The organism is Vibrio quintilis (genome assembly GCF_024529975.1).
In the GTDB taxonomy this organism is placed as follows: Bacteria; Pseudomonadota; Gammaproteobacteria; order Enterobacterales; family Vibrionaceae; genus Vibrio; species Vibrio quintilis.
Map to the genome: position 1 here is coordinate 701039 of NZ_AP024898.1, position 23179 is coordinate 724217.

At 45.5% G+C, this 23179-nt stretch carries 30 protein-coding genes; 29 read left to right on the top strand and 1 reads right to left on the bottom strand.

Going from position 1 to position 23179, the window contains the following annotated elements; translation table 11 throughout:
- The first annotated feature begins 2 nt into the window (after window positions 1-2).
- Genes OC443_RS21675 through OC443_RS21705 form a run of 7 tightly spaced genes read left to right on the top strand, consistent with a single transcriptional unit; the run spans window position 3 to window position 2787 of the window.
- Window positions 3-383 carry a hypothetical protein gene (locus tag OC443_RS21675; RefSeq protein WP_073579304.1) on the top strand — a complete coding sequence of 127 codons (381 nt, stop codon included), beginning with the start codon at window positions 3-5 and terminating at the stop codon, window positions 381-383.
- On the top strand, window positions 380-736 hold the full coding sequence (locus OC443_RS21680; protein WP_083601483.1) for a hypothetical protein: 357 nt from the start codon (window positions 380-382) through the stop codon (window positions 734-736). Before OC443_RS21675 ends, OC443_RS21680 begins: the two co-directional genes overlap by 4 nt.
- Window positions 729-1208, top strand: coding sequence for a hypothetical protein (locus OC443_RS21685; RefSeq protein WP_073579305.1), 480 nt, complete (start codon window positions 729-731; stop codon window positions 1206-1208). The genes OC443_RS21680 and OC443_RS21685 overlap by 8 nt, the downstream gene beginning before the upstream one ends.
- A complete protein-coding gene (locus OC443_RS21690) occupies window positions 1205-1507 on the top strand; it encodes a Ref family recombination enhancement nuclease (protein ID WP_073579306.1) in 303 nt (100 codons plus the stop codon). The genes OC443_RS21685 and OC443_RS21690 overlap by 4 nt, the downstream gene beginning before the upstream one ends.
- Before the next feature lie 3 nt (window positions 1508-1510).
- Window positions 1511-1675: a hypothetical protein gene (locus tag OC443_RS21695; protein WP_159440291.1), complete on the top strand. Its 165-nt coding sequence runs from the start codon at window positions 1511-1513 to the stop codon at window positions 1673-1675.
- Between the two features lie 6 nt (window positions 1676-1681).
- On the top strand, window positions 1682-1975 hold the full coding sequence (locus OC443_RS21700) for a PDDEXK family nuclease (protein WP_083601484.1): 294 nt from the start codon (window positions 1682-1684) through the stop codon (window positions 1973-1975).
- Entirely contained in the window at window positions 1972-2787 is an 816-nt protein-coding gene (locus OC443_RS21705) for a TIGR02642 family protein (protein ID WP_073579307.1), read from the top strand. Before OC443_RS21700 ends, OC443_RS21705 begins: the two co-directional genes overlap by 4 nt.
- 36 nt (window positions 2788-2823) lie before the next feature.
- On the opposite strand, the gene OC443_RS21710 is transcribed toward OC443_RS21705, so the two are convergent.
- Window positions 2824-3282, bottom strand: coding sequence for a hypothetical protein (locus OC443_RS21710; protein ID WP_073579308.1), 459 nt, complete (start codon window positions 3280-3282; stop codon window positions 2824-2826).
- Between the two features lie 176 nt (window positions 3283-3458).
- Here OC443_RS21710 and OC443_RS21715 point away from each other — a divergent pair, with 176 nt between their 5' ends.
- The 22 genes from OC443_RS21715 to OC443_RS21820 all read left to right on the top strand — a co-directional run bounded on the left by OC443_RS21715 (window position 3459) and on the right by OC443_RS21820 (window position 23120).
- On the top strand, window positions 3459-3695 hold the full coding sequence (locus OC443_RS21715) for a hypothetical protein (protein ID WP_073579309.1): 237 nt from the start codon (window positions 3459-3461) through the stop codon (window positions 3693-3695).
- A 131-nt stretch (window positions 3696-3826) separates the two neighbouring features.
- Window positions 3827-4249, top strand: coding sequence for an aegerolysin family protein (locus OC443_RS21720; protein WP_073579310.1), 423 nt, complete (start codon window positions 3827-3829; stop codon window positions 4247-4249).
- 97 nt (window positions 4250-4346) lie between these two features.
- On the top strand, window positions 4347-4634 hold the full coding sequence (locus OC443_RS21725; protein ID WP_143169176.1) for a hypothetical protein: 288 nt from the start codon (window positions 4347-4349) through the stop codon (window positions 4632-4634).
- Complete coding sequence (locus OC443_RS21730; RefSeq protein WP_073579312.1) at window positions 4624-5166, top strand: lysozyme; 543 nt, start codon at window positions 4624-4626, stop codon at window positions 5164-5166. Before OC443_RS21725 ends, OC443_RS21730 begins: the two co-directional genes overlap by 11 nt.
- On the top strand, window positions 5150-5491 hold the full coding sequence (locus OC443_RS21735) for a hypothetical protein (protein ID WP_073579313.1): 342 nt from the start codon (window positions 5150-5152) through the stop codon (window positions 5489-5491). Before OC443_RS21730 ends, OC443_RS21735 begins: the two co-directional genes overlap by 17 nt.
- Entirely contained in the window at window positions 5403-5690 is a 288-nt protein-coding gene (gene lysC, locus OC443_RS26470; protein WP_442478196.1) for an Rz1-like lysis system protein LysC, read from the top strand. The genes OC443_RS21735 and lysC overlap by 89 nt, the downstream gene beginning before the upstream one ends.
- A gap of 231 nt (window positions 5691-5921) precedes the next feature.
- Window positions 5922-6752, top strand: a complete 831-nt coding sequence (locus OC443_RS21745; protein WP_073579314.1) for a hypothetical protein — start codon at window positions 5922-5924, stop codon at window positions 6750-6752.
- On the top strand, window positions 6752-8428 hold the full coding sequence (locus OC443_RS21750) for a terminase (RefSeq protein ID WP_073579315.1): 1677 nt from the start codon (window positions 6752-6754) through the stop codon (window positions 8426-8428). The genes OC443_RS21745 and OC443_RS21750 overlap by 1 nt, the downstream gene beginning before the upstream one ends.
- On the top strand, window positions 8428-10515 hold the full coding sequence (locus OC443_RS21755) for a portal protein (protein ID WP_073579316.1): 2088 nt from the start codon (window positions 8428-8430) through the stop codon (window positions 10513-10515). Before OC443_RS21750 ends, OC443_RS21755 begins: the two co-directional genes overlap by 1 nt.
- 55 nt (window positions 10516-10570) lie before the next feature.
- Complete coding sequence (locus OC443_RS21760; protein WP_159440292.1) at window positions 10571-12022, top strand: KAP family P-loop NTPase fold protein; 1452 nt, start codon at window positions 10571-10573, stop codon at window positions 12020-12022.
- A 94-nt stretch (window positions 12023-12116) separates the two neighbouring features.
- Entirely contained in the window at window positions 12117-12752 is a 636-nt protein-coding gene (locus OC443_RS21765; protein ID WP_200796861.1) for a DUF2829 domain-containing protein, read from the top strand.
- A gap of 147 nt (window positions 12753-12899) precedes the next feature.
- Window positions 12900-13886: a hypothetical protein gene (locus tag OC443_RS21770; RefSeq protein WP_083601485.1), complete on the top strand. Its 987-nt coding sequence runs from the start codon at window positions 12900-12902 to the stop codon at window positions 13884-13886.
- A 68-nt stretch (window positions 13887-13954) separates the two neighbouring features.
- Window positions 13955-15178, top strand: coding sequence for a N4-gp56 family major capsid protein (locus tag OC443_RS21775; protein ID WP_073579318.1), 1224 nt, complete (start codon window positions 13955-13957; stop codon window positions 15176-15178).
- 20 nt (window positions 15179-15198) lie between these two features.
- Window positions 15199-15567 (top strand): hypothetical protein, encoded by a 369-nt coding sequence (locus OC443_RS21780; protein ID WP_073579319.1) that lies wholly within the window; start codon window positions 15199-15201, stop codon window positions 15565-15567.
- A 57-nt stretch (window positions 15568-15624) separates the two neighbouring features.
- Window positions 15625-16062 carry a hypothetical protein gene (locus OC443_RS21785; protein WP_073579320.1) on the top strand — a complete coding sequence of 146 codons (438 nt, stop codon included), beginning with the start codon at window positions 15625-15627 and terminating at the stop codon, window positions 16060-16062.
- The gene (locus tag OC443_RS21790) at window positions 16062-16658 is read left to right on the top strand and encodes a hypothetical protein (protein ID WP_073579321.1); all 597 of its coding nucleotides are present in this window, start codon (window positions 16062-16064) and stop codon (window positions 16656-16658) included. Before OC443_RS21785 ends, OC443_RS21790 begins: the two co-directional genes overlap by 1 nt.
- On the top strand, window positions 16658-17242 hold the full coding sequence (locus OC443_RS21795) for a phage adaptor protein (protein ID WP_073579322.1): 585 nt from the start codon (window positions 16658-16660) through the stop codon (window positions 17240-17242). Before OC443_RS21790 ends, OC443_RS21795 begins: the two co-directional genes overlap by 1 nt.
- The gene (locus OC443_RS21800; RefSeq protein WP_073579323.1) at window positions 17239-18870 is read left to right on the top strand and encodes a coiled-coil domain-containing protein; all 1632 of its coding nucleotides are present in this window, start codon (window positions 17239-17241) and stop codon (window positions 18868-18870) included. Before OC443_RS21795 ends, OC443_RS21800 begins: the two co-directional genes overlap by 4 nt.
- Before the next feature lie 9 nt (window positions 18871-18879).
- Window positions 18880-19542, top strand: coding sequence for a hypothetical protein (locus OC443_RS21805; RefSeq protein WP_073579324.1), 663 nt, complete (start codon window positions 18880-18882; stop codon window positions 19540-19542).
- Between the two features lies 1 nt (window position 19543).
- Window positions 19544-19906: a hypothetical protein gene (locus OC443_RS21810; protein WP_200796862.1), complete on the top strand. Its 363-nt coding sequence runs from the start codon at window positions 19544-19546 to the stop codon at window positions 19904-19906.
- A gap of 2 nt (window positions 19907-19908) precedes the next feature.
- Window positions 19909-21516, top strand: coding sequence for a hypothetical protein (locus tag OC443_RS21815; RefSeq protein WP_073579325.1), 1608 nt, complete (start codon window positions 19909-19911; stop codon window positions 21514-21516).
- On the top strand, window positions 21513-23120 hold the full coding sequence (locus OC443_RS21820) for a phage tail tip fiber protein (RefSeq protein WP_073579326.1): 1608 nt from the start codon (window positions 21513-21515) through the stop codon (window positions 23118-23120). The genes OC443_RS21815 and OC443_RS21820 overlap by 4 nt, the downstream gene beginning before the upstream one ends.
- Window positions 23121-23179: the final 59 nt, after the last annotated feature.

Below are 23179 nucleotides of genomic sequence, written 5' to 3' on the forward strand. Positions count from 1 at the left end.
CAATGAAATTTACTGACAACGAAATCCGTGAAATGAGAAAAGAACTGGCCCGAAATGCATTTCAATCGTTCATCCGCCACATGCCCGGTGATGAGAATGATGTTTATGGAGTGATTGCCCATAAGCTCATCATCAAAAAACGGGATGTGATCGAAATGTCCAGAACCGGTGTTCCTCACGATCTGGCTCAGCGAATGTCTGAATTAGCTCAGATGTTTGATATTCACATGTATCCCCATCAATTCGCCCCGACAACTCAAATCTGTATCAACTGGCTGACCTATGCCTATGAGCAGGATAAAGGGAATCGTTCACGCGCAAAGCGATCATTCAATCATTGGGATGAGAGCCGGAGAATCGATCAGATTCGGGAGGCAGCATGAGCGAGACGTCTGATGCTCAGATTCTGATTGATATCGATAAGTGGAAAAAGAGTGCGGCTTACTACCTGGTAGATGATGAAAAGCAGATGGGAAGAGTCATTTTGGTGACTGTTGGCTGTGAGTGGTACACGTTGCGAGAAATCGAAAAACTGATTGCTGGCAAATATCCGGAGCATATGGATACGCCAGCCGCTATTTCCGCCAGGCTTCGTGAAGTCAGCCCCTATAAGCACGGACTCGTTAAGCAGAAATTCCTGAAAATGGAAAACAAAAAGCAAGTCTGGCGTTACCGGCTCGTTCCGGCTTTGCCTGTCAGAGAAGTAGCTGAACGTGTGGGGATATTTTATGCCTGACTTTATCGCAAAAGGAAAAGATTACACCAACGATCTTCATGATGTCTGGCTGGCTGTTGGCGACATTGTTGAAAATGGCGGTGAAGCACAAATCAGTGTAACCCGGCGTTCAAATGGATCTCTTCCGTTGTTGAGACACTGGCGCTTCCTGATGCGGGACATCGCAAAGATATACCAGGATAACGGTGTGACGATGTCTATCCGCTCACCAAACGGTGGCAAGTATGAGCGTGAATTCGATGAGCATGATGCCCACGAACTTTTTACCTACTACCTGATGCCAGTGGATCCGGAAACCGGACTCAGAAAATCATGGTCCCGTGATGGTCGTGAAAACATGAAACCGGCGTCAACCGGTGAGAGGGTGCATGCACTTGAAAAACTGTATGCCTACGCATTTGAACGGGGATGGAAACTATCACGTTTTGCCAACTCTGAATATGAGCGTTATCAGGAGGTACAAAACCGATGAGAAAAGCAGATAGAGAACATCTTGATCACGTTCAGTCACTGGGGTGCATTGCTTGCAGAAAACTCGGTTATTTCGATACGCCGGCAGAAATCCACCATATCAGAACCGGGCAGGGGGCCGCGCAACGGGCATCACATCATGAAACGCTTCCTTTGTGTCCGTATCACCACAGAACCGGTGGTTACGGTGAAGCATTTCATGCCGGGTCTGGTGTCTGGCAAAAACGCTTTGGTACTGAAGCTGAACTTCTGCAGGAAGTGAAAGAGCTTCTTGAATATAAACTCGCTGATGTGGTTTGAACAATGGATCCCAGTATTTACGAAATAGCCAAAGAGATTGGCCCAACGGAAATGAAGGGCGGCAAGCTGCGTAAAAAGCGCCGGGAGCCTGAAACAGAGGAGTGCGCAGATGTCGTTAGCTGGGCGAGAAAATCCACAATTGCCGGGCTCAGAATCGGAGATTATTGAACCCATGTGCCAAATGAAGCAAAGCGGGGAGCAAAGGCCCGTAGTGATTTTTACCGGTTGGGTGGTCAATGCGGTTACCCGGATTACATTTTTGATGTTGCTCGTTGCGGCTATCACGGATTACGTATCGAAATGAAAGCCCCTGAGCCGTATCGGTCCCAAATTAGCGACGATCAGCATAAGTGGGAAAACCGGTTAATGGCTCAGGGGTATCTCTTCGCGTTCTGTTACAGCGCCGATGAGATGAAACAGCTAATCACAAATTATCTGACTGAAAACATGACCCGGAGAAAAGTATGAGTGACAGAGCCATTGAATTATTTATCAGAATGCACCTGGAGAAAACGCCCCGGGTAATGGACAGGCAACGGGGACGCCAGAACCTGACCGGTGATGTGATTATTGCAGCCATGGGAGCTGTTCAGCATCAGCGGCCTGTCGGATCCGATTTAATCATGGCCCGGTGGCTCGATGACACAAGCGCAGCTCTCAGAGTTGAGAAATGGTTAGAAAAGGAGGCCGTTCAATACGAAGTTATCCGGACTGATCTGCTTATTCATTTGGTGCCGGTAGCATTGCTCATATTTCTGGGTAAACCAACGGACGATCAAATTCGTAAGCTCAGCTCGCTCTGGCGTAAGAGTTCTGAACGTGGACGCAGGAGCCGACGCCTGATGAAGCAGTACCTGTCTCACATTGAATCTCTGGAGCGTGAGAAATTCAGGTATGAAGTATCTCCAAGCCGGGAAACGGTCATCAATGATGAAATCGATCGTTATACGCTGCTGATCGAAAACGAAAAGCAACGTATCAATGATTGGGCTACCACGCAGGCCAGAAAATCATATCAGTGTCCAAACTGTCACGGAGCTGGGGCAACCAGTAAATCAGTTGTTTGTCCTGAATGTGGGGGAAGTGGAAAGTTTGTCCCGTCAGCAGACAATGCAAGAAAGCATCTAAATGCTAATGGGGTGAATATTCCGGAAAGGGTCTGGAACCGGCAGATTAAGCCGGTATTTGATGAAATTTTGAGTCGGTTGCACCAGGAGCATGATGAGACTGCCAGGTTGTTGGGGCAGAGGCTGAATGAAGAGAAATCAGCATGCCTATAATGATGATATGAATGGGTAGAACTGAGCTAATGTAGCTCAGTCTGTTTTTAATGAAGATGCTTTCTGGTTATATACAGAAATTCTTTGAATGTCAGAGATGCTTACCGGGCCTTTTACGCCCACTTCTATGCGAGGCACTACTTTTTTTGATGAATCTTCCTCCAGCCATTTTGATGATGATATTAAGCGGTCATATTTTTTAGTTGAAAGCTCTAATATGACCATTTTTCTGGACACTTCGAAGATTCTTGTAGGAATACATAACAACATGTAATCCTTATTTTTCTTCGTCGAACGGTAGTCGAAAAATGACACACACCCTTTACTTTTGAAGTATCCATTTTCACTTCCAAATGGTGAGTGATAGTAGTCCATCTGATTTGGATAAATATATCCATCGTTTTTTATCGATTCATAGGACTCCCATGTCGTAGCATGAAATACCTTTCCTTCTAACAGTGTCATAAATTTATTAATAGTTGCAACATCGTTCATATATTAGATTCCTAATAGCCTTAACGATAAAAGGCTATCAAAAATGAGAACCTCCAGATACAACAAGAAAATGTTGGTCTAATTTATTATTTGAACTCACCCGCACAGCTAAATTATCTGATAGAAGCTCAACTATACTCATATTAATATGCGTTTCTCTACTTCAGGAGGAACACATGACTATCAATCAACTAATCAACATCGCCCGCAAAACTAACCCAGAGATGGCTGAGTATCTGGATGTACTGGAATCTGAAGCCGAGAGATATGCTGAGCACCTGGCCGGGATGAATCTGGAAGATGCAATTCTGAAATTATGCGATGAATCGTTTCTGATGAATGAGCTATTTACCGAAGAAGAGCGGGTTTATTGTGGACAGTTTTTATACGTGTGGATTAATCAGCAAGCCTAATTTGGTGTAATAAGGTGTAATAGTTTTTCACATATCAGAATTATAAATTCATTCATGAAGTTGCTTATAAAGCAATTAAGCTTATCTCCGCAAGTGGAGAAATTATTAATAAGTCAGAAGGAATTTATATTATGTCAAGCAATCGTAGATGTTATCTTTATGTAACAAACAATACTGATGAAACTTTTATTTCTGCACCACCAACAGATGTAGTGAAGCATGTAGTTAAACATGTAAGTGAAATACCTCCTCACAGTAAGGATTTACTGGTACTGGAAACCAAGGGAACATCAGGCACGGCTACAGGTTCATATGTAACAGATAAAATTTACCCGGCGGATAAGAGTGGATATGTGGAGATATCTATTTCGTGTCCGTGGCATAGCGATAACAGCTATAAAATTAGCAATTACCTCAATCCTAACAAGTATATTGTAACCAGTGGCTTACAGAGCAAAAGTGGTAATACAATTGTTCATGTTACAATTTCACCTGTGTCATCTTCGGTTCAAGACGCTATGAATTTTGTAGAAGAAGAAGAGATCAGCTTGTAAAAGACAGATTTGCTTTCTAAAAAAAACAGGGTCACAATATTCCCATCGTGTGAAGCCTCGTCCAATTGGACGGGGCTTTTTTATTGGGAAAAATAAAATGAGCCTAACATCACTAAAACCCGGAGCGGCAATTGTTTCGGAGAAAGCTACGATGTCTATTGCTATCGGGAGCGGGACTGGGGTGGGAGTCAGTGTTGCCAATGGTGCAGAAAACTATCAGTCAATGCTCAGTTCGTCACTGACTGATATTTTGGCCGGTAACTTTGTCTGGTACGGGGCAGATATTGCGTTCGTGGTTGGTACCGGATTATCCGTGATCGGCATTGGTGTCAGTGTCGCCCGAATGATTATGGCTAAACGAATGAGAGACAGAGATGCGTTTTAATAAACTCACTGGCTCTGTTTTGTTTGGTGCGATTGCGTTAACAGGAACGCTCGAAGGACTGCAGAACGAGCCATATCAGGATACGGGTGGCGTCTGGACCGTTTGTTTTGGTGAGACTGACGGAGTTGAACCGGGACAGAAATACACCGATGAACAATGCGCAATGATGCTCGCCAGTTCCCTGGGTTATCACAATAAACCATTGGAAGAGTTAAATTACCAACTACCGGCCAATGTTCATATCGCAGCACTCGATTTTAGTTACAACCTCGGAACAAATGCAATCCGGCATTCAACGTTATACCGGAAGCTGAGACAGCAGGATATTGATAGTGCCTGCCTGGAGTTCAACCGGTGGGTTTATGTTGGACATAAGGATTGCCGTAAACGTGAGAATCACTGTATCGGTATTCCAAAACGTCGGCGCATCGAAACTCAGCTCTGCATGGGACAAATATCAGTCAAAGATGCTCTTTTAGAGCTCGGTCAAATCCCCTCTGATTCGGAAATCATTCATGATATGGCTCAGTAAATACATCAAATTCGGTGTGTATGGGGTGTTTTTCCTCGCGATTATCGTTGTGTACGTGAAATGTAAGACGCTTTCGGCAGAGAACGCCCGTTTAAATGCACAGCTCGCTCAGTCAGCAGTTCAGATATCCATGCAGTCCAATGTTATCAGTCAAATCTCTGATGAACGTGAGTACATGAACTCTCTGTTAATCAATCGTGCAGCTTCTTCTGCGCAGAATGAAGAGAACCTTCGGAATGAAATCAAACAAATTCAGGCAGAAATGCGCAATAGCACTTGTGTTATTCCTGCCTCTGTTACTGAGCAGTTGCGCCAGCAATATTAATCCGGTACCAGTTGTTCAGACTCAATATGTATTACCACCAGAAGGAATCATCACACCATGTTATAAGCCGCAGGTTATAGGAACGTGGCCGGAAGTGGTCACGGAAGATATACCGCGCTTGAAGGCAGCACTGAGGGATTGCGCTAAACATGCTGATGATTATCTTAAGTGGAGAACGATGAAAGACAAACCGGGTTAGAAGCCGATAATCCCTCAAATTAATCACTTTGGCATAACAAAGGCTCATTTCCGGATGGGCCTTGATTATGTTTAAGCAAACTGCTTCAGGAATTACGAATCATGAGTAAAGAAATGTCCACTTGGAAGTTTATTCTTATCTGGGTTGTATTTTTCTCGTTTGGTCTTTCATCTGTAATTACAGCTGTCTCGAATATCATCAAAGCGATGCACTGAGAGTTAATTATTCATCATGGCTAAAAATGATTGGAAAGCGCTACAGAACCAATTCGAACATGACCATAAAAAATATGGAACTGGCGCAAAAGAATGGTGTGAAGCAAAAGGACTGAACTACGCGAGCGCAAGGCGTTACATCAAAGTGCGCAAAGCTGCGCAAAATAACAATGTGCAAAAAGAAACTGCGCAGGGTGCGCAAAGTAAAGATGCGCAAAACAAAAAAGACAAGAAGATTAAAAAGGAAAATTCAAAAAACAAATCTTCTTCCTCCGCAGAGTCAGCAGAGCAAAAACACAACGGGCGCGATAACAAAGGCCGGTTTATTGTTGGGAATGCTGGAAATCCGAATCCTGAGTATTCATTTGAGCCTGGGAATCAGGCCGCAAGAAAAGGCGGCATTTACGCCCGGTATTTCCCTGAGCAGAAACAAGTGATGTTTGATGCCTCTGCTGTGGCAACTCTTGAAGATGAATTGATGCTGACTCGTGTGAGGTTGCAATCCGGTATCGAATACCTGGCAAAGATTACTGAGGATTTGCATGATGCGTCATCGATGGAAGAGCGGATTTCTTTGTATGAGAGCTACAACAAGACACAGACAGGGTTGGATGTTTTGACTGCCCGCGTTGAGTCAATCACAAATACTATGTCGAAGCTGGGCATTGATGTTGTTAACAAAGAGAAGATTGCAGCTGATACGAAGAGGATTAAGAACGCTTCCCGTAAGATTGGACTTGAAGCTGATGCAATCCAGAAAGAAGGCAAAGGCGATGATACGCCGATCAGCGATATGCTTGAGGATATCAGGTCAATGGGTTCTGATGGTTTGATGAGTGATATGTAATGACTCATGAACTTGATGACATTGAGGCTGAAGCACTTGCTGAGATTGAAGTAAAGCTTCAGGACAAATGGTGGCGACTCGACAATCTCTACATGATAGAGAATGAACGTGGTGAATTGGTCAGGTTCAGATTAAGACCAGCGCAAAAGCTGCTGTTTCAGACGATGTGGTTCTTAAACATCATCTTGAAAGCCCGTCAGCTGGGATTTTCAACAGCAATTGATATCTATCTGCTGGATGAGGCGCTGTTCAATAACAATATCAAGTGCGGGATCATTGCTCAGGACAGGCAAGCAGCCGGGGAAATATTCCGGACGAAGATAGAGATTCCATTTGATAATTTACCTGGCTGGCTCAAAAGTCGTTTCAAAATCAAATCACGGCAATCCGGAACAACTGGCGGCTACGTTCTCTTTGAACATGGTTCAAGTATTCAGGTTGCAACATCATTCCGTTCCGGAACTGTTCAGCGTCTACACATTTCAGAGCATGGCAAGATATGCGCTAAATACCCGGAGAAAGCAAAAGAGGTTCGAACCGGTACGCTCAATGCGATTCACCCTGGTTGTATTGCGTTCATAGAATCGACTGCTGAAGGCGTTGGCGGTGACTTCTACACGATGACAATGCGCTCCATTGAATTGGCTCAGATACAAGAGCAACTCAGTAAGCTGGACTGGAAATTCCACTTCTTTGCATGGTGGCAAGACCCGAAGTATCGCGCTCCTGTTCCTGATTCTGGTGTGACGATGAGCAAAACACAGCGAGAGTATTTTGAAGCTGTGGAGATAGCCATGAATTGCACGATTGATGATGAGCAGCGGCAATGGTATGTGCTCAAAGAAGCAGAGCAGGGCGCAGAGATGAAGCAGGAGTTTCCTTCTACGCCCATTGAAGCGTTTCTTGTTTCTGGTCGCCGTGTATTTGATGCAACTCATGTGATGAATGCGGAAGCCGGGTGCGAAGCACCGCTCATTGTTTATGACATAGAGCCGATGACGGGAGAAAGAACGAAAGCAGCGAAACCTGAAAGGTTGGATGAGCAAGGTCAGAAATCATTAATGAATATGTTGCTTGTCTGGGAACTGCCGGATGAGGATGAAGACTATGCAATCGGCGTTGATATTGCTGAAGGTTTGGAGCATGGCGACCGCTCAAGTATTGATGTCGTGAAGAAAAGCACCGGTGAACAAGTGGCACACTGGTTTGGACATATTGATGTCGAACTGTTGGCACATTTAACGGCTCACATTGGCAGATGGTACAGCCGTGCGTACATAGGGCCGGAACGAAATAATCACGGACACGCATTTATTCTAAAACTCAAAGACATTTACCCGGGCAGTCGAATTTATGCAGAGCAGTATATCGATCGGGAAGATGAAGATGAGACCGTTAAACTCGGTTGGCTCACAACAAGGCATAGCAAACCAATTCTCACTGAAGGAATGAAAACGCTACTCGCGAATGGTCAGTCCGGAATTAACTGGATTGGTACTGTCAGCGAAATGAATACGTACGTCTATGACAAAAGAGGCAGCATGAACGCTCAGGAAGGTTGTTTCGATGACCAGAACATGAGCTACATGATTGCTCAGGAGATGCGTGTGCGTATGCCAGCCAAAGTTGAGAAGCAGAAATCAGAACGTAAAGCACAACACTGGATGACAAAATAATGGTTCAGCTTAAAAAGAAAGTAGTCGATCAGGAAAAGCTGATCGATTTGATGTCAGATATTGATGCTCAGCCGGCATGGAGAAGTAAGGCGAAGATGGCGCATGCGTATTATGACGGAGACCAGTTACCAGCCAATGTCATTCAGACACTGCGTGATCGTGGTCAGCCGGAAACGATGCACAACCTGATTGCTCCGGCTATTGATGGCGTTCTGGGGATGGAAGCGAAGACCAGAACAGATCTCATGGTAATGGCAGATGATCCGGATGATGAAATGGAGTTGCTGGCCGAAGCGGTTAACTCTGAGTTTAAAGATGCGTGTCGCTTGGCAAGGTTAGACAGTTCCCGGTCTGAAGCCTATGCCAGCCAGATTAAAAGTGGGTTGGGGTTCGTTGAAGTCTACAGAAACTCAAATCCGTTTGGTGCCAGGTACAAGATGAAAAACATTCCCCGTGATGAAGTTTTCTGGGACTGGTTTTCAACTGAGGCGGATTGGTCTGATTGCCGGTGGGTCATGCGTCAACGTTGGATTGATATTGATGAGCTGATATCAATGCTGCCGGGGAAAGCGCAAATCCTGAAATATGCTGCAAATGACTGGAAGGGTTTTGTTGATACGGAGCTGGTTGAAGGTCAGGACGCTAATTTATTTTCTGCATGGGAAGAGCATCAGAGCTGGTCAAGGGAGCAGACTGAGTATCTGAGTCAGAACAGGAAGCGGATCAAACTGCAAATAATCTATGTGCGAAAGTTTGAGAGAATGCCGGTACTGAGATTCCAGAATGGCCGGGTTGTTCAGTATAAAAACGATTTTATTCCTCATCAGGTTGCGTTGTCACTGAGTAAGGCGCAGCTGGAAAATGCACAAATCAGCAAAATTTATGAATCATGGTATGCAGGGCCTCATCACCTGGGAGACAGAGAGTGCCAGGCTCCAAGCGGTATGTATCCGATTGTTCCATTCTGGGGTTACAGGAAAGACTCAAACGGCGAACCGTATGGCTTAATCGCACGGGCAATTCCAGCGCAGAACGAAGTCAATTTCAGAAGAATCAAACTGACGTGGTTGCTGCAGGTGAAACGGATCATCGCTGACCAGGATGCGACAAACATGAGTCGTGACCAGCTGACAGAGGAAGTTGAACGGGCTGACGGTTATATCGAGTTGAACCCGGAGCGTAAAAACAGGAAGACAATTAGTGAAGCATTTCAGGTACAGCAGGATTTCAACATTGCATCACAGCAGTTCAATGTCATGCAGGAGTCGATGAAACTGATTCAGGATACCATGGGGATCTACTCAGCGTTTCTTGGTCAGGAAGGTGGCGCGGATTCTGGGGTTGCTATTGCAAATCTGGTCGAGCAGGGAGCGACAACACTGGCTGAAATCAATGATAATTATCGGTTTGGCTGCCAACTGGTTGGCGAGCTGTTGCTTGGTTACATTCTGGAAGATATGAAAGGCCATAAGAACCGGGCGATTGTGATTAACCGGGATGACAAAACAAAACGTAAAACAGTTGTTATCAACGAAGAGACGGAGGAAGGACTGACAAATGATATCAGCCGGTTGCGCTCTCACATAGCACTGGCTCCAATTCAGCAGACTGCAGCGTATAAATCTCAGTTGGCAGACAGAATGATGCAGATAACAGCACAGTTACCGCCACAGGTTCAATCCGCTGTCATCGATCTGGTTGCTGAACTCTCGGATATTCCGAATAAAGCTGAATTCATGGAGCGGGTTCGTAATGCTCTGCAGATCCCGAAAGATAAAGAAGACATGACGCCAGAAGAACAGCAGGCATTAGCAGCCAAGCAGCAACAGGAACAAATGCAAATGGAGCTGGCTATGCGCGAGCTGAAAGCTAAGGTCGAGAAACTGGAAGCAGAAGCGGTTAAGACTCAGGCAGGGGCGAAGCGTGAAGAAGTTCAGGCTGATAGCCAACGTTATGACAATGCGAAAACTCAGGCGGAAACCGCGCTCCTTCTGAAAGAAATGGAGCGGGCAACTCAGGAGATGAATGAATTACAGGCTCAGTATGCGCAGAGTATTCAGGACCAGATTGATGCGATAGCATTGTAAGCAATACTGGTTGTATATAAGATCGTCCGCATATTTTTAAGCTTGGATGATAGCCATGTCAGATATTTTCGAACAAAACTGGTCAGAAGAAACAGATATTGAAGGTGTTATGTTGCCTGCAGATGCCATGGAGCGGGAACGATATGCTGAGTTTTTTACAGAGTTCTTATCCGGAGAAGGAAAGCCAGGGAATGGATATGTTTTGAATATCGATGCTCCCTGGGGAACAGGAAAGACGTATTTCCTTCAACGCTGGAAAAATTCTATTGAGCATAGATTCCCGGTTGTTTATATCGATGCCTGGAAACAGGATTATTCAGATGACCCCATGCTGACGATTTTTGCTTCGATTGTTGGTCAACTGAAAAAGATGACACCAGAGACAGAAAAGAGTAAGGCCGTTCTATCCAAGCTGGGCAAGTTTTCGAAAGCAGTAGCACCGGCGCTTGTAAAGAGCTTGGTAAAAAAAGCTACTGGTGTTACAGTTGATGAACTCTATGAAAACATGAGTGAGGATGATGGAAAACAATTGACCAGTACATCATCCGATGTGGCGGGTAAATTAACCGAAGAACTTATTAAAGATCACAATGCGAAGCTGGCGTCAATAAATGACATTCGTGAGGCAATTGCTGCATGGGTTGATGAAGTAATCGATCAGACGGAAAGAGAATCCCCGGCCTTTATCTTTGTGGATGAACTGGATCGCTGTCGGCCAAGTTATGCATTGGAAATGCTTGAAGTCATAAAACATTTCTTTTCCACAGAAGGAGTTGTCTTTGTTATTGCGACAGATACAGAGCAGCTTCAACATACTATAAAAGGATTTTATGGGGCGGGTTTTGATGCTCAGGTCTATTTGGGGAGATTCTTTAACAGAAGAGCAACGTTAAATTCAGTTAGTCGTTCAGTCTTTATCAAAGCAAAGTTAGGCCAAACTGAATGTGAGAAAATTCTTTATAAGGTCGGCTTTCCTCAAATTGATTTGACTGTAGATAAATTCGCAGATGTTATATGCTCAATTGCCGATGCCGCAGATTTATCTTTACGAGAAGTAGAACAGCTTATTGATAGAACAATATCTGTTCTTCGTTTTAGTAAAAAGCCTATCAATGTGATGCTTTTCCTGATTCTCTGTATTTGTTACCAAAACGATCGTAGGCTGTATAGGCAATTAATCAAAGGAGTTCAGATAAATACCGAGGTAGAGACTGTTAATAGAAAATTAAACGATCTGATGGAAACCAGTATTAGAATTAAGTGTGTTAACGGGCAGATTGCTTCATTAAAAGATGAAAATACTTTCTCAATTAGAATTAAACATCTGATCATTTTATTTTTTCAAAGAAATAAGGCTCACTATAATCAATTTGACAAATTAATCCGTATTAAGGATGAGACTAATAAACATAATGTTATTAGTGATTTTGTCCAGTACCTGCCATCTGTCTCAAATCTCGTGTACCAGGATTTAGTTGAATTATCCGCCTCGCTAAAACAGATTTGATTTCTAAAAAAAACAGGGTCACAATATTCCCATCGTGTGAAGCCTCGTCCATCCGGACGGGGCTTTTTTATTGGCCGCAATTCAGGAATGTGAAATGTCAGAAGAAATTAAATCAATATTAGAAGTGGCACTCGGTGATGAAGAAAGTGCAATGGTGCATATTTCTAACTTCATGCAGGAGTATCAGTCAGTTAAGAAGGTGAAAGCAGCACTGATTATTGATGTTCAGAAAGGTTTGGAAGGAACGCACCTTACTGAGCTGACTATATGTGATCCACTGGAAAAGGGTATTCAGGCTCCATATATGGCTACGAATGACATGGTAGTGCGCCATATGCCGGAACCTGGTGATTATCTGGTTTTGTATGATGATGGATATGTCTCAATCAGTCCAGCTAAAGCGTTCAATGATGGTTATCTGCCCGTTCGGGGTATCGCTGGTTCGGATTATTTAATGGACTTCGGAGCAGCTATTGATTTTGTGAGGAGTGGCGCCAAGATTGCCCGTAAAGGTTGGAATGGTAAGGGTATGTTTGTTGTTTACCAGAAAGGATATCCAGAAGGCATTCCTTGCAATAAGCAGACTGCTGAAGCATGGGGTATGAATGAAGGTGACTTATTCAAGTGTCGGCCTTATTTGCAGCTCAAGACAGCAGATGGTTCTCATTGTATGTGGTCTCCCTCTGTTAGTGACGTACTGGGAGATGACTGGGTTATTGTAAACAGCTAATAGAGAAAGTTAAGAACTCATCAAGCCGATGGCCGCAAGGTCGTCGGTTTTTTTATGCCCGGAATTTGTCTCGGCGCGTAAGCGTTTTGAATCAGAGTGCTTACGCGCAAAGACAGCGATACGTCTACATCACAGGAGAAATTTGTAATGACATTTGCTTTGGATGAATTGACAGGTAATGAAACCACTGAAGAGCTTGAAGCACTGCTTGACTCAATTGAAGCTGACGAGCTTGAGGGTGATGAAGAGCAGGAAGATGAAGCCGGGATTCCGGAGAAGACTGAACCTGAGAAAGTCGATAGTGAAACTGAAGAGTCGGCGTCTTCAGACGATGGTAAAGCGGAACCGGAAGAGCAGGAAGAGCAAGAGCCTCAGAAGGGAATCCTTGCTAAAGATGGTGAAAATATTATTCCGTTTGACGTGTTGGAACGTGAGCGTCAGGAGAAACAGGAACTTCAGCAGAAGTTGGATGAGCTTCAGCAGCGCCAGTCTGAATTTGAACAGAATCAGCGATTGCTTGATGTGCGGAATAAACAGCTTGAAAAGCTGGGTGTTGAACCGGATGACCTGCCTGAAAACCTCAATATATCCGACGAGCAGCTTGAAGAACTGAAAGATAACTACCCGGAAGTGGGGAAAATCATTCATCACCTGATAGCCAAAGTGAACCATGTGTCCCAGACACAGACAACCCATAGCCAGACAGACAATGAGTCAAATCAGAGTACTGGGCAACAAGATGTTCAGGCTGTAATCAATGAGATTAGCGATTTGTCAGCATGGCAGAAAGATGGTGGTGAAAACTGGTCTAAAGCGCTTGAGTTAGATGGTCAATTACAAACAGATCCAACATGGAAACACAAGCCACTGGCTGAGCGGTTTCAGGAAGTAGTACGGCGTGTGAATGAAATGAATACGCCGGAGAAAGAGCCTGAAGTCAAACCAAAAGCCAAAGAAAAGGAAGAGCAGGAAGATGCGCTTCCTAATTCACCTTCAGAGGTGGGGCAGACGAATACCGTATCTCAGTCACCACAAGACAAGCTGGCCGGTGCCAGTGAAGAAGATATTCAAGCTATGTTCTCCGGCATGACCGGGGATCAAGTCGAAGCCCTTCTCTCCGAATTCGATATCTAACGCTGGCGTGTAGACGCCATCGCATAAGCGCCCGCCTTTTGGTGGGCGTTTTTGTTTGGAGAATTTTTATGACTACCATTACTCCGGCGCAGGCCCGGAAAATTCAGCAGGTCGCGCTTTTTACTGCTACCCAGCGAGCTCGTTCATTTGTAAATATGATGACGGAATCTGCACCTAAAGCAGCGAAAGGCGATAAGAAAGGAAATCGTCAATCATCACCAGGTGCGCCGGTTATTCGCGTAACTGATTTGCAAAAAAGCAAAGGTGACACTGTGGATATGCAGATTGTTCACAAACTGTCTAAACGGCCAACAATGGGAGATGAAAAAATTGCAGGTCGTGGTGAATCACTGGATTTCACTGATTTTGAATTATCAATCGATCAGGGACGTCATCAGGTTGATTCCGGCGGTAAAATGAGCCAGCAAAGAACAGTTCATGATCTGCAAAGTACAGCCCGGACTTTATTGGGAACCTATTTTAATGACCTTCAGGATCAGATTGCCACATTCCATCTGGCTGGAGCTCGTGGTGATTTTCTGGGTGATGACATCATTGTCCCTTTGGGAAACCATAAAGAATACAAGAAAATTATGGTGAATAATGTTCTGCCACCAACTTACGACCGGCATTTCTACGGTGGTGATGCGACCAAGTTTGAAGACCTGGATGATGCGGATCTGTTTAGCCTGGAAACGGTCGATAACATCAAGCTTTATATTGAAGAAATGGCTCATCCGATCCAGCCGGTGAGATTTAAAGCTGATGAACTATCTGGTGATGATCCTTTTTATGTATTGAATGTGACTCCGCGTCAATGGCATGACTGGGAACAGACATCCTCATATAAAGACTGGCAGCAGCTACTGGCAGCGGCAATAAAACGTTCCAAAGGTTTTAACCATCCTGTTTTCAGCGGCGAGTGTGCTATGCGGGGGAATATCCTTGTTCGCAAATATGCGGGCTGTCCGGTTCGGTTTAATACCGGATCAACCGTGGACATTTCAGCAAATAATAACTCTGCATCAATCGAACAGGTGACAGCGGGAACAACAATCGATCGTGCAGTGTTGCTTGGCGCACAAGCTTTGGCATCTGCATGGGGTAAAACCAAAAAAGGTGGGCAATTTTCCATGCACAAGGAAGAAACAGACGCGGGTAACCGTGATGAGCTAACTATCGCATGGATGAATGGTTTGAAGAAAATCCGTTTCGAAGACAAAAATGGCAGAGTTAACGATCATGGTGTGATTGCTCTTGATACTGCCGTCAGCACTGGCTACTCACGCTAATCAATTCAGGAGAATAAATCATGGCAGTAATTAATGCGCCATCCATGCATGACAGGATTTATGTCGGGTCCCATGGCAATGTATCGCTGGAAACCGCGAGTGTTACGTTATCCAAAGCAGCTGCAGATACAGAAGTCAATTTACTGGAGCTTCCTATTGGTCTGCAGATTGAAAGTGTCCGGGTGATTTCAGATGGCATTGGCTCAACGGTGGATATCAAAATCGGTGATACGACCCTGGTGTCTGGCATGGATGTTTCAACTAAGACGTCTGAGCTTCAGGTTTGTGAACATTACACAACAGAAAAAGCCAATCTGAAGGCGGTACTCGGTGGTGAGTCTACCGGGAAGCTGACAGTTAAAATCGAATACATATCCAAAGGATATTAATCGCTTAGTGCCAACCGAAGGGGAGCAGATGCTCCCTTTTTTATTTGGAGATTACTGATGAGTAAAATCAAAATTTGTTATATCGGCCCGAAAGAATTTAAGCGGGATACGATTACCGGCTCCCGGCAAACATTCCCCCGGGATACACCGATTGAAGTGACAGAAGAGCAGGCGGCGAATTTGCTTCGGTTCAACAAAGTATTCGTTGAAGAAGCAGAACTTGAATCTGTTCACAAAGCCCGTGAAAAAGCGCTGGCTGATGCAGAAGCTCAGGCGGAGATGTTGCAGGCCAGGGCCGAAGCCGAGGCTAAAGATGCGGATCATACTGTGGTTATCGGCGGTGTCGAATATGATTTGCTGAAAATGAGCGTATCCAAAATTCACACACTGTTGGAAGGCAATGACATTGATGTTGATCTGAAAGGTGCTCAGGAGCCAGCAAGCGATTTTAAGCGCCGGATTCGCGATGCTTTACGTGAGTTGGGAGCTGAATAATGCAGATGGTGCCTGTTTCTGATTTTCTGCCAACGCTCCGCAGCATGGTATCAAATGCAATCACGATGGACATGAAGACAGCAGTTGTTCAATCGGCAGTGAAATTCTGCCGTGAGAGTAAAGTGCTGACGCATGAGCGAAGCATTGAAACTGTTTATGCCGGAATGACGGTTAAAGTCGTTGACAGTTCCGGCGTAAACCGGCGAACGCCAGGGGCCATTAAATCATCGGAGATTGTCAGCGTGAAAGCCGGTGATGATGATTTGGATTCAGGCACCGACTATGCCATGACCGGGCTGGACAGTATCAAATTCAATGATGATTTTAATGATGTTGAATTTATTGCCGTGGTTGAGCCACAAAGCGGTACGCAGCATCTACCTCAGATTTTACTGACAGACTGGTGTGATGTGATTTGCCATGGCGCTGCATCAATACTCGATTCAAAAAGTTCTGGTCCGGAACTGCAGATGACATCATTTCATGAGCGTGAATTTACTGAGGGGATTCGACGTGCGTACCGCTGGCGGATTGACTCATTGCCTGAACTGAATCCAACACCGGCCCGCCGGAAAGCACAGAGGACGTTTTTCTGATGATTAGCGTTGAGAAATTATTAAAGCGTGTTGCTCAGGCGCTGGTTGATGATGAATTTGTTCTGTTTGATAGAAGCTTTCACATCAACAGTTTAAATGATGGTCTGTCAGCAATTGCCATGGTGCAGCCTCAGATAACCAGTCAAACGAAAGACATCAACCTGGTAGCTGGACAGTGGAAAGTTAATCTTCCTGCTGATGGATTTAAATTGCTGTCAGTGAACCACTGCGGTGGATACGGCATTGAACCGGTTGGCCTTGAGCAGTTAAACCATTTACATCCGGACTGGCGTCGGCAGACAGATGAACGACCTGAAAACTGGATCGTAAATCCAAATGACGAAAAATCATTTTTTGTATTTCCGGCTCCGGAAAGTGCAGTCAGTATTGAAATTGATTACTCCCGGAACATGAGTGTTTCAGATGAAACTGAAAGCATCGATATCAATGAGATGTATGAGCAGTTGTTGTTTGATTTCATGATGTACCGGGCGTATTCGCGGGATGGACAGGCCGAAGCACAGCAAGCCAAAGCTGCCAGCCACTTTCAGGTGTTCCAGTCGATGCTTGGGGTGAAACAATGATCACGCTAACCGGTGTATTAACCGATGTCGGGGGAAATCCGATCCCGAAAGGTTTGATTTCGTTTGTCTCCACACGAAACTGTGGTGAGTCTTTGAATCATGCTGAGATTAATCAGCGGGCTGATGCGAACGGGAACTACGCCTTCAAAATCAAAGTGGGCGAATATGATGTTTATGCCCAGGTAAGCCGACAATCCGATGTCGAGCCATTAGGCACCTGTTCGGTGACATCAGATTTGTCTGGGGAAATGTCACTTGAGGATGTGATGGCGATTAATGAGCCGGTTCTGCCGGCCTCTGTCATTGAGGTGAGTAAAAGTCTCAAAGAGTGCCGTGAGATTAAAGAGACTGTCACAACGCTTGAAGAGAGTGTTCAGGAGAAAAGTGAAACAGTCTCGGAGAGTGCAGAAACTGTTGCTCAGGATAAAGAAGTTGTCACAGCCGCATTAGCCAAAGTTCAGGAAGCTGAAGAAAGTATCGCTACGGCATCCCAGGCTGTTACGGATAAGGCTGAAACTGTTAATTCTCAATACGGTGAAATATCTGAGATTTACCCGGATATAAAATCAAAACACCAATCCATTACTGAATTATCAGCGCAGGTCACAACGCTGTATGATGAAGTTCAGGAAGCGGCAAAAACCGTTTCAGAAAATGCTGGGCTTGTTCAGACCGCCAAATCAGAGATTGATGTGACGGCCAGTACAGTGAAAGAGCAGGCCGATTCTGTTTCTGATGCGCTGGTGACGATAGAAGCCGATACAAAAGAAGTCAGTGATAAACACGCTGAAGTGTTGGAAAAAGCAAAGATTATCTCTGATGCTGAAGCTGCAATAACCCCTCTTGCCAGCCAGGTGAGCAAAGATGCAAAAGTAGCCACCGATTCTCTGGCGGCGATTGAAACCCTTTCTGAGTCTGTGACGAATAATGCCGCTCAGGTTGCCTCTGATACCAAAGATGTGAAGACACTACACGATGAAGTTCAGGCAACTGCAAAAACTGTATCTGAAAATGCAACGGATGCCGCCAGTTCATCAGTATCAGCCCAGGCCAGCGCTGAAACGGCGAAAAAAGCTGAAGAACAGGCTGAATTGTTGGTGAGCTCTGCCACCGGTGGCGCGTTGTTAAAAGATGCAAACCTTTCTGACCTGCCTGATATAAACACCGCTTTATCAAACATTGGTGGTGTATCTGATGATGACTCACGTCTGAGTGATTCCCGGGAGTGGAGCGCCTCATTAGTCACGACCGATGAAATAGAAACCGGTTCTGACACGACGGCGAAAAAGTGGTCTGTCTCGCTGGTGATGGCCGCAAATGCACAATGGTGGGCCAAGAGTGACGCTAAGACAGAGCTATCCGGGAAACTGGTCAAAACCAGCAATCTGTCTGATTTGGATAGCGCGACTGAGGCCAGACAAAACCTGTCTGTGTATAGCCAAACCCAAGTCAATAACCGTTTAGATAAATGCGTCCTGAAAACAACAAAAATATGCGGCAAGGAATTATCCGGAGATGTTGATTTAACTCCGGCTGATTTGGGGATTGATAACACCAGTGACGCAGAAATGCACCGCAGGCTGCGGATTAACTCGCTGATTGGCGAAAGTATTTTGCCCATTAAATAGGAAACTAATATGGCAACATTAAACACAACAGTGCAGTCAGTGATCGACAATATGCACACAAAGATGCAGGCCGGTACGCTCACAGCTGAAGAGCAAATGCTTATCGGTAAAGGGCTGGAAGCCCTGATGAATAATGCGAGTTGGGAAAAAGCCCTGATCGCTGTAGCTGAAGAGAACATCAGTGAATCAAAAACTCTGCTGAATGCAGCGCGTGATGAGCTGCAAGATGCAAAAACTGAATTAACAGATTCGATCACTCAGATAAAACAGCATTACTCGCCGTTAATTACCGTCGGTAGTCTCTCCCAAACTTCTACTATAGCAGCTGGTAAATCTCTGATTATCACCCCGCCATCTGGCTGCCGGGTTCGTGTTTTTCAGCTGTTAGCATTATCAAGTAACAAAACGAGTGTTACTACATATAACTATGTAAGAACGACTCTGGGGAGCCGCCAGTTGGGTATAAGGATAGCGGGAACACTAGCCGCGTCTGCTGATTATACAAAAGTGGGGACAATAACAGGGACGCCGGGGTCGTTTAATGCTCCCACAGTCCTGCGTTCAAATAACGAATTGCTGGGGAAAGTCGATGAAATACTAACACTGGAAAACACACATTCATCGGCAGCATATTTGTTGATTGGTGTAGATTTCGTCACAGGAGATTATTGAAATGAGTCAAATTGAAGTTTTAAAAAATGGTGAATGGATTAGCAAGCAGCCTGTAGCCGGTGACGCCTGCCGTGAAATTCTTGATTCAGGCGCTGTGATTGAGTATGAATACACTGAGCCGGATATTGAGTCTCTGAAATCTCAGCGCATCACCCAAATCAAACAGGAGGCCCAATCCCGGATTTCTGCTCTGGACTGGCGTTTACAACGTGCGCAGGAGCGTGAATCTTTAAACGTAACGGATGTCGAGACGGTTGAAGATGTGATGAAACTCAGGGAAGCTATCAGAACCGCATCAAACAATGCTGAAACTGCGGTAAATGCGCTGACCAGCGCAGACGAAATTACATCATTTGAGTGGTAAAAATGCTCATTAATATTTCAGCCATGAAAGGCGAAGTTCCACGCCTGATGTCTCACATGCTATCAGACGAATGCGCGACAGTAGCAACAGACTGTCAGTTTGAGCGGGGCGTTCTCGCTCCGGTTCATACAGATGATAAATCGTTCTCTTTGCCTGCCCGGGCAAAAACAATATTCAGATATACCGACAAAAACTGGCTTTACTGGAGCTCAGCCGTTCATGCGATTGCTAACCCAATGGCGCAAGACCCGTACAGCCGGGTTTACTGGACCGGGCAGGATAAGCCCAAAGTGACGTCTCAGGATATTGCGCTTGCTTCAAATGGGTTTGGCCCGGCCGCATGGTACGATCTGGGTGTTCCGGCTCCGGCATCACCTCCGGTTGTAACTGATATTGACGGTTCCACCGGGGAAGACCCTGAAGAGGGAGAATTAGATTCGTATGATGATGAAGACCGGCTTTATATCCAAACCTATGTGACCCGGTTTGGTGAAGAGGGTGCACCGGGAGATCCATCTGAAGCGTCGGTAATTGAGAAGCCGGGCTCAACAGTGACAGTAAAGCTCTGCCAACCCGGCAGTAATTCTCACAATATTACCCTCACACGGTTATATCGTTCGGTCACATCAACAACGGACAGTGATTATGAACTGATTGCTGAACTGCCAATTTCTCAGAGCGAATACAAAGATTCTCTCAGGGATGCGAACGGCGCTGTTCTGGAAACATATGATTACGATGTGCCGGATGAGAACATGGCTGGACTGTGTCGGATGGCAAACGGGATTTGTGCCGGATTTGCCGGAAATGAAGCGATGTTTTCAATGGCGTATTTGCCGTATGCATGGCCGGAAGATTACCGGGGAACAACTGAACATGAGATTGTTGCCATTGCGCCGATTAGTAATTCGCTGGTTGTGGCCACAACCGGTTATCCATACCTGTTTTCCGGGGTGACTCCGAGTGCTATTACCGGGACAAAACTGAATATTGAACAGGCGTGTGTCAGCGCTGAATCTCTGGTTGTCCTGTCCGGTATGGGGTTTTATGCATCACCTGATGGGTTGATTGCAGTCAGTAGTGACGGGGCGACAAATGCCACCAACCAGTTGATCACCCGGGAGCAGTGGCAGTCGTATCAGCCCGAATCAATCAAAGCTGTCGCGGTAGAAGGAAAGTATGTTGCCAAATGCTCAGCCGGTGGGTTTATCTTCGATCCGGTTTCTCAGGATTTCATCCATATCTCAGATGACTGGGAGTGTGCGTATAACGATTTGGAACGTGATGTCCTGATGTGTGTTCGTGGTTCAGACGTTTATGAATGGCGGGGCGGAGAAACATGCAAATCATTTGTCTGGCAGTCTAAAGAATTTCTTGCTCCTCTTCATACAATCCTTTCATGTGGCCGGATTCAGGCAGACGAGCCGGGGTTGTTGTCGGTCAGTATCATTGCTGATGGTAAAAATATCCGGGTGATCGAAAAAGGGAGGCTGACAGATTCGCCTTTTCGGTTGCCTCCGGTCCGTGCAAAAAAATGGCAAATCCGGGTAGAAGGTGAATCGAGAGTTGAACGGATACTCATGGCAAATTCAATGCAGGAATTATCATGACCAAAAGAGAATTCAGAGGTGGTCGCTCAGCGCAGTCTAATGAGGAAAATATCGAAATCCTGACAGGTCAGCGTGGTTCCGGATTAGACAGAGCGGTGACATACAGAGATTTAGCAAGCACCGGCATTGCGACACTGAAGAAATCAGGCAGTGGGTATACGATTCAAAAGCAGGATGATGGCAGCAATAGCGCCGGGGTAGGCTATCCGACAACGCCAGCCGGGTTTGAAGTTCACGGCGGGTTCTCCTCAATCATGCTGAGATGGGATGCGCCAAAATACCGGGGGCATGCGTATACAGAGGTTTGGAGAGCGACAACGGAAATATTTGCAGATGCATCATTAATCGCTACGACGCCTGCAACGGTATACGGCGATATCGTACCAACCGGTTCAACATTTTATTACTGGATCCGGCATGTCAACGAGAAGAATAAACCGGGAGCATTCAACGCCACTTTGGGAACTTTGGGGCAAACCAGCCCGGATATTTCAGACATCATCGATGATATTGGCGAGCAGATGCGCCAGTCTGAACTGGTTCAGGATTTGACGTCTGATATTGATAAAGTGGGAGCCAGGGTAGACACAACAGAACAGTCTATTGAATACATAAACAAGAATGGCACCAAAGCCTACAAGGCGCTCTGGTCTAAAAAGGCATCCGCCAGCGGTATCACTGCCGGCATAGGACTGATCGCAAAATCAGACGGAACCAGTCAGGTTGCCATCAGCGCCAGCCAGTTCTTCGTATTTGACCCAAACAAACCGGGTAATTTAACTCCGGCTCTGGCAATTGATAAGGGGAAAGTCATTATTCCCCAGGCACTGATAGAAAGTGCAACAATCCAGATTATTCAGGCTCAGGAAATCACAGCAGATTATGTAAAAGCCGGGATATCGATTGAAACACCGACATTAACCAGTGCTGTGATTAACGGGGCTGAGCTCAATATCGGCTATGGAGGCCCATATAACGGATACCACACCCGAATTACAGCGAATGGGGTGATTTATACTGATTATCTCATTGCATCCGGCGGCACTCTGGACAATATGACGATCAACAAGGACTGCAAAATATACGGGACTCTGTACGGTGTGGATGGCGAGTTCACCGGGACAATCCATGCCAGTCAGATTATCGGTGATGTGGTTGGTGCGAAAGGTTATACACTGAATTCAATTAATGATAGTGGAGATGATGATACAAGTAAGTCATTCAATGTGCTCGGTGTGAACGTTGCCGGCAACCCGGCAGATGATTTGTCTGACAGGTTGCTGGTAATGCCGCCGTTTACAATGCATTGGTCGTTGACGGGGCGGGCGCGATTGTATTTTGTTGCAACCGTCTCGGTCTCAACGGGTCAGAAAAATGTTTATTCGTCCAGACCTATAGTTTCCGGTGAAAGTGGTTCACACGGCACTGAATTTATTCCGTCGTTATCTGTAAAAATTCCAGCGGGGGCAGACTCCAAATTGGTCACATTGACTGTTACAACGCACATGACGAGTTTGGGTGCGGGCAATTCATTCCGGACTATAACGTTACAGGCTGCAACTGTTCCGGTCCAAATTTTCAGAACTTCAAAGCAGTTATCGTAATGCTGATCAAATCGGATTACCGGAAACTCCGGGATTACCTCTGGCCATATATTCAGAGG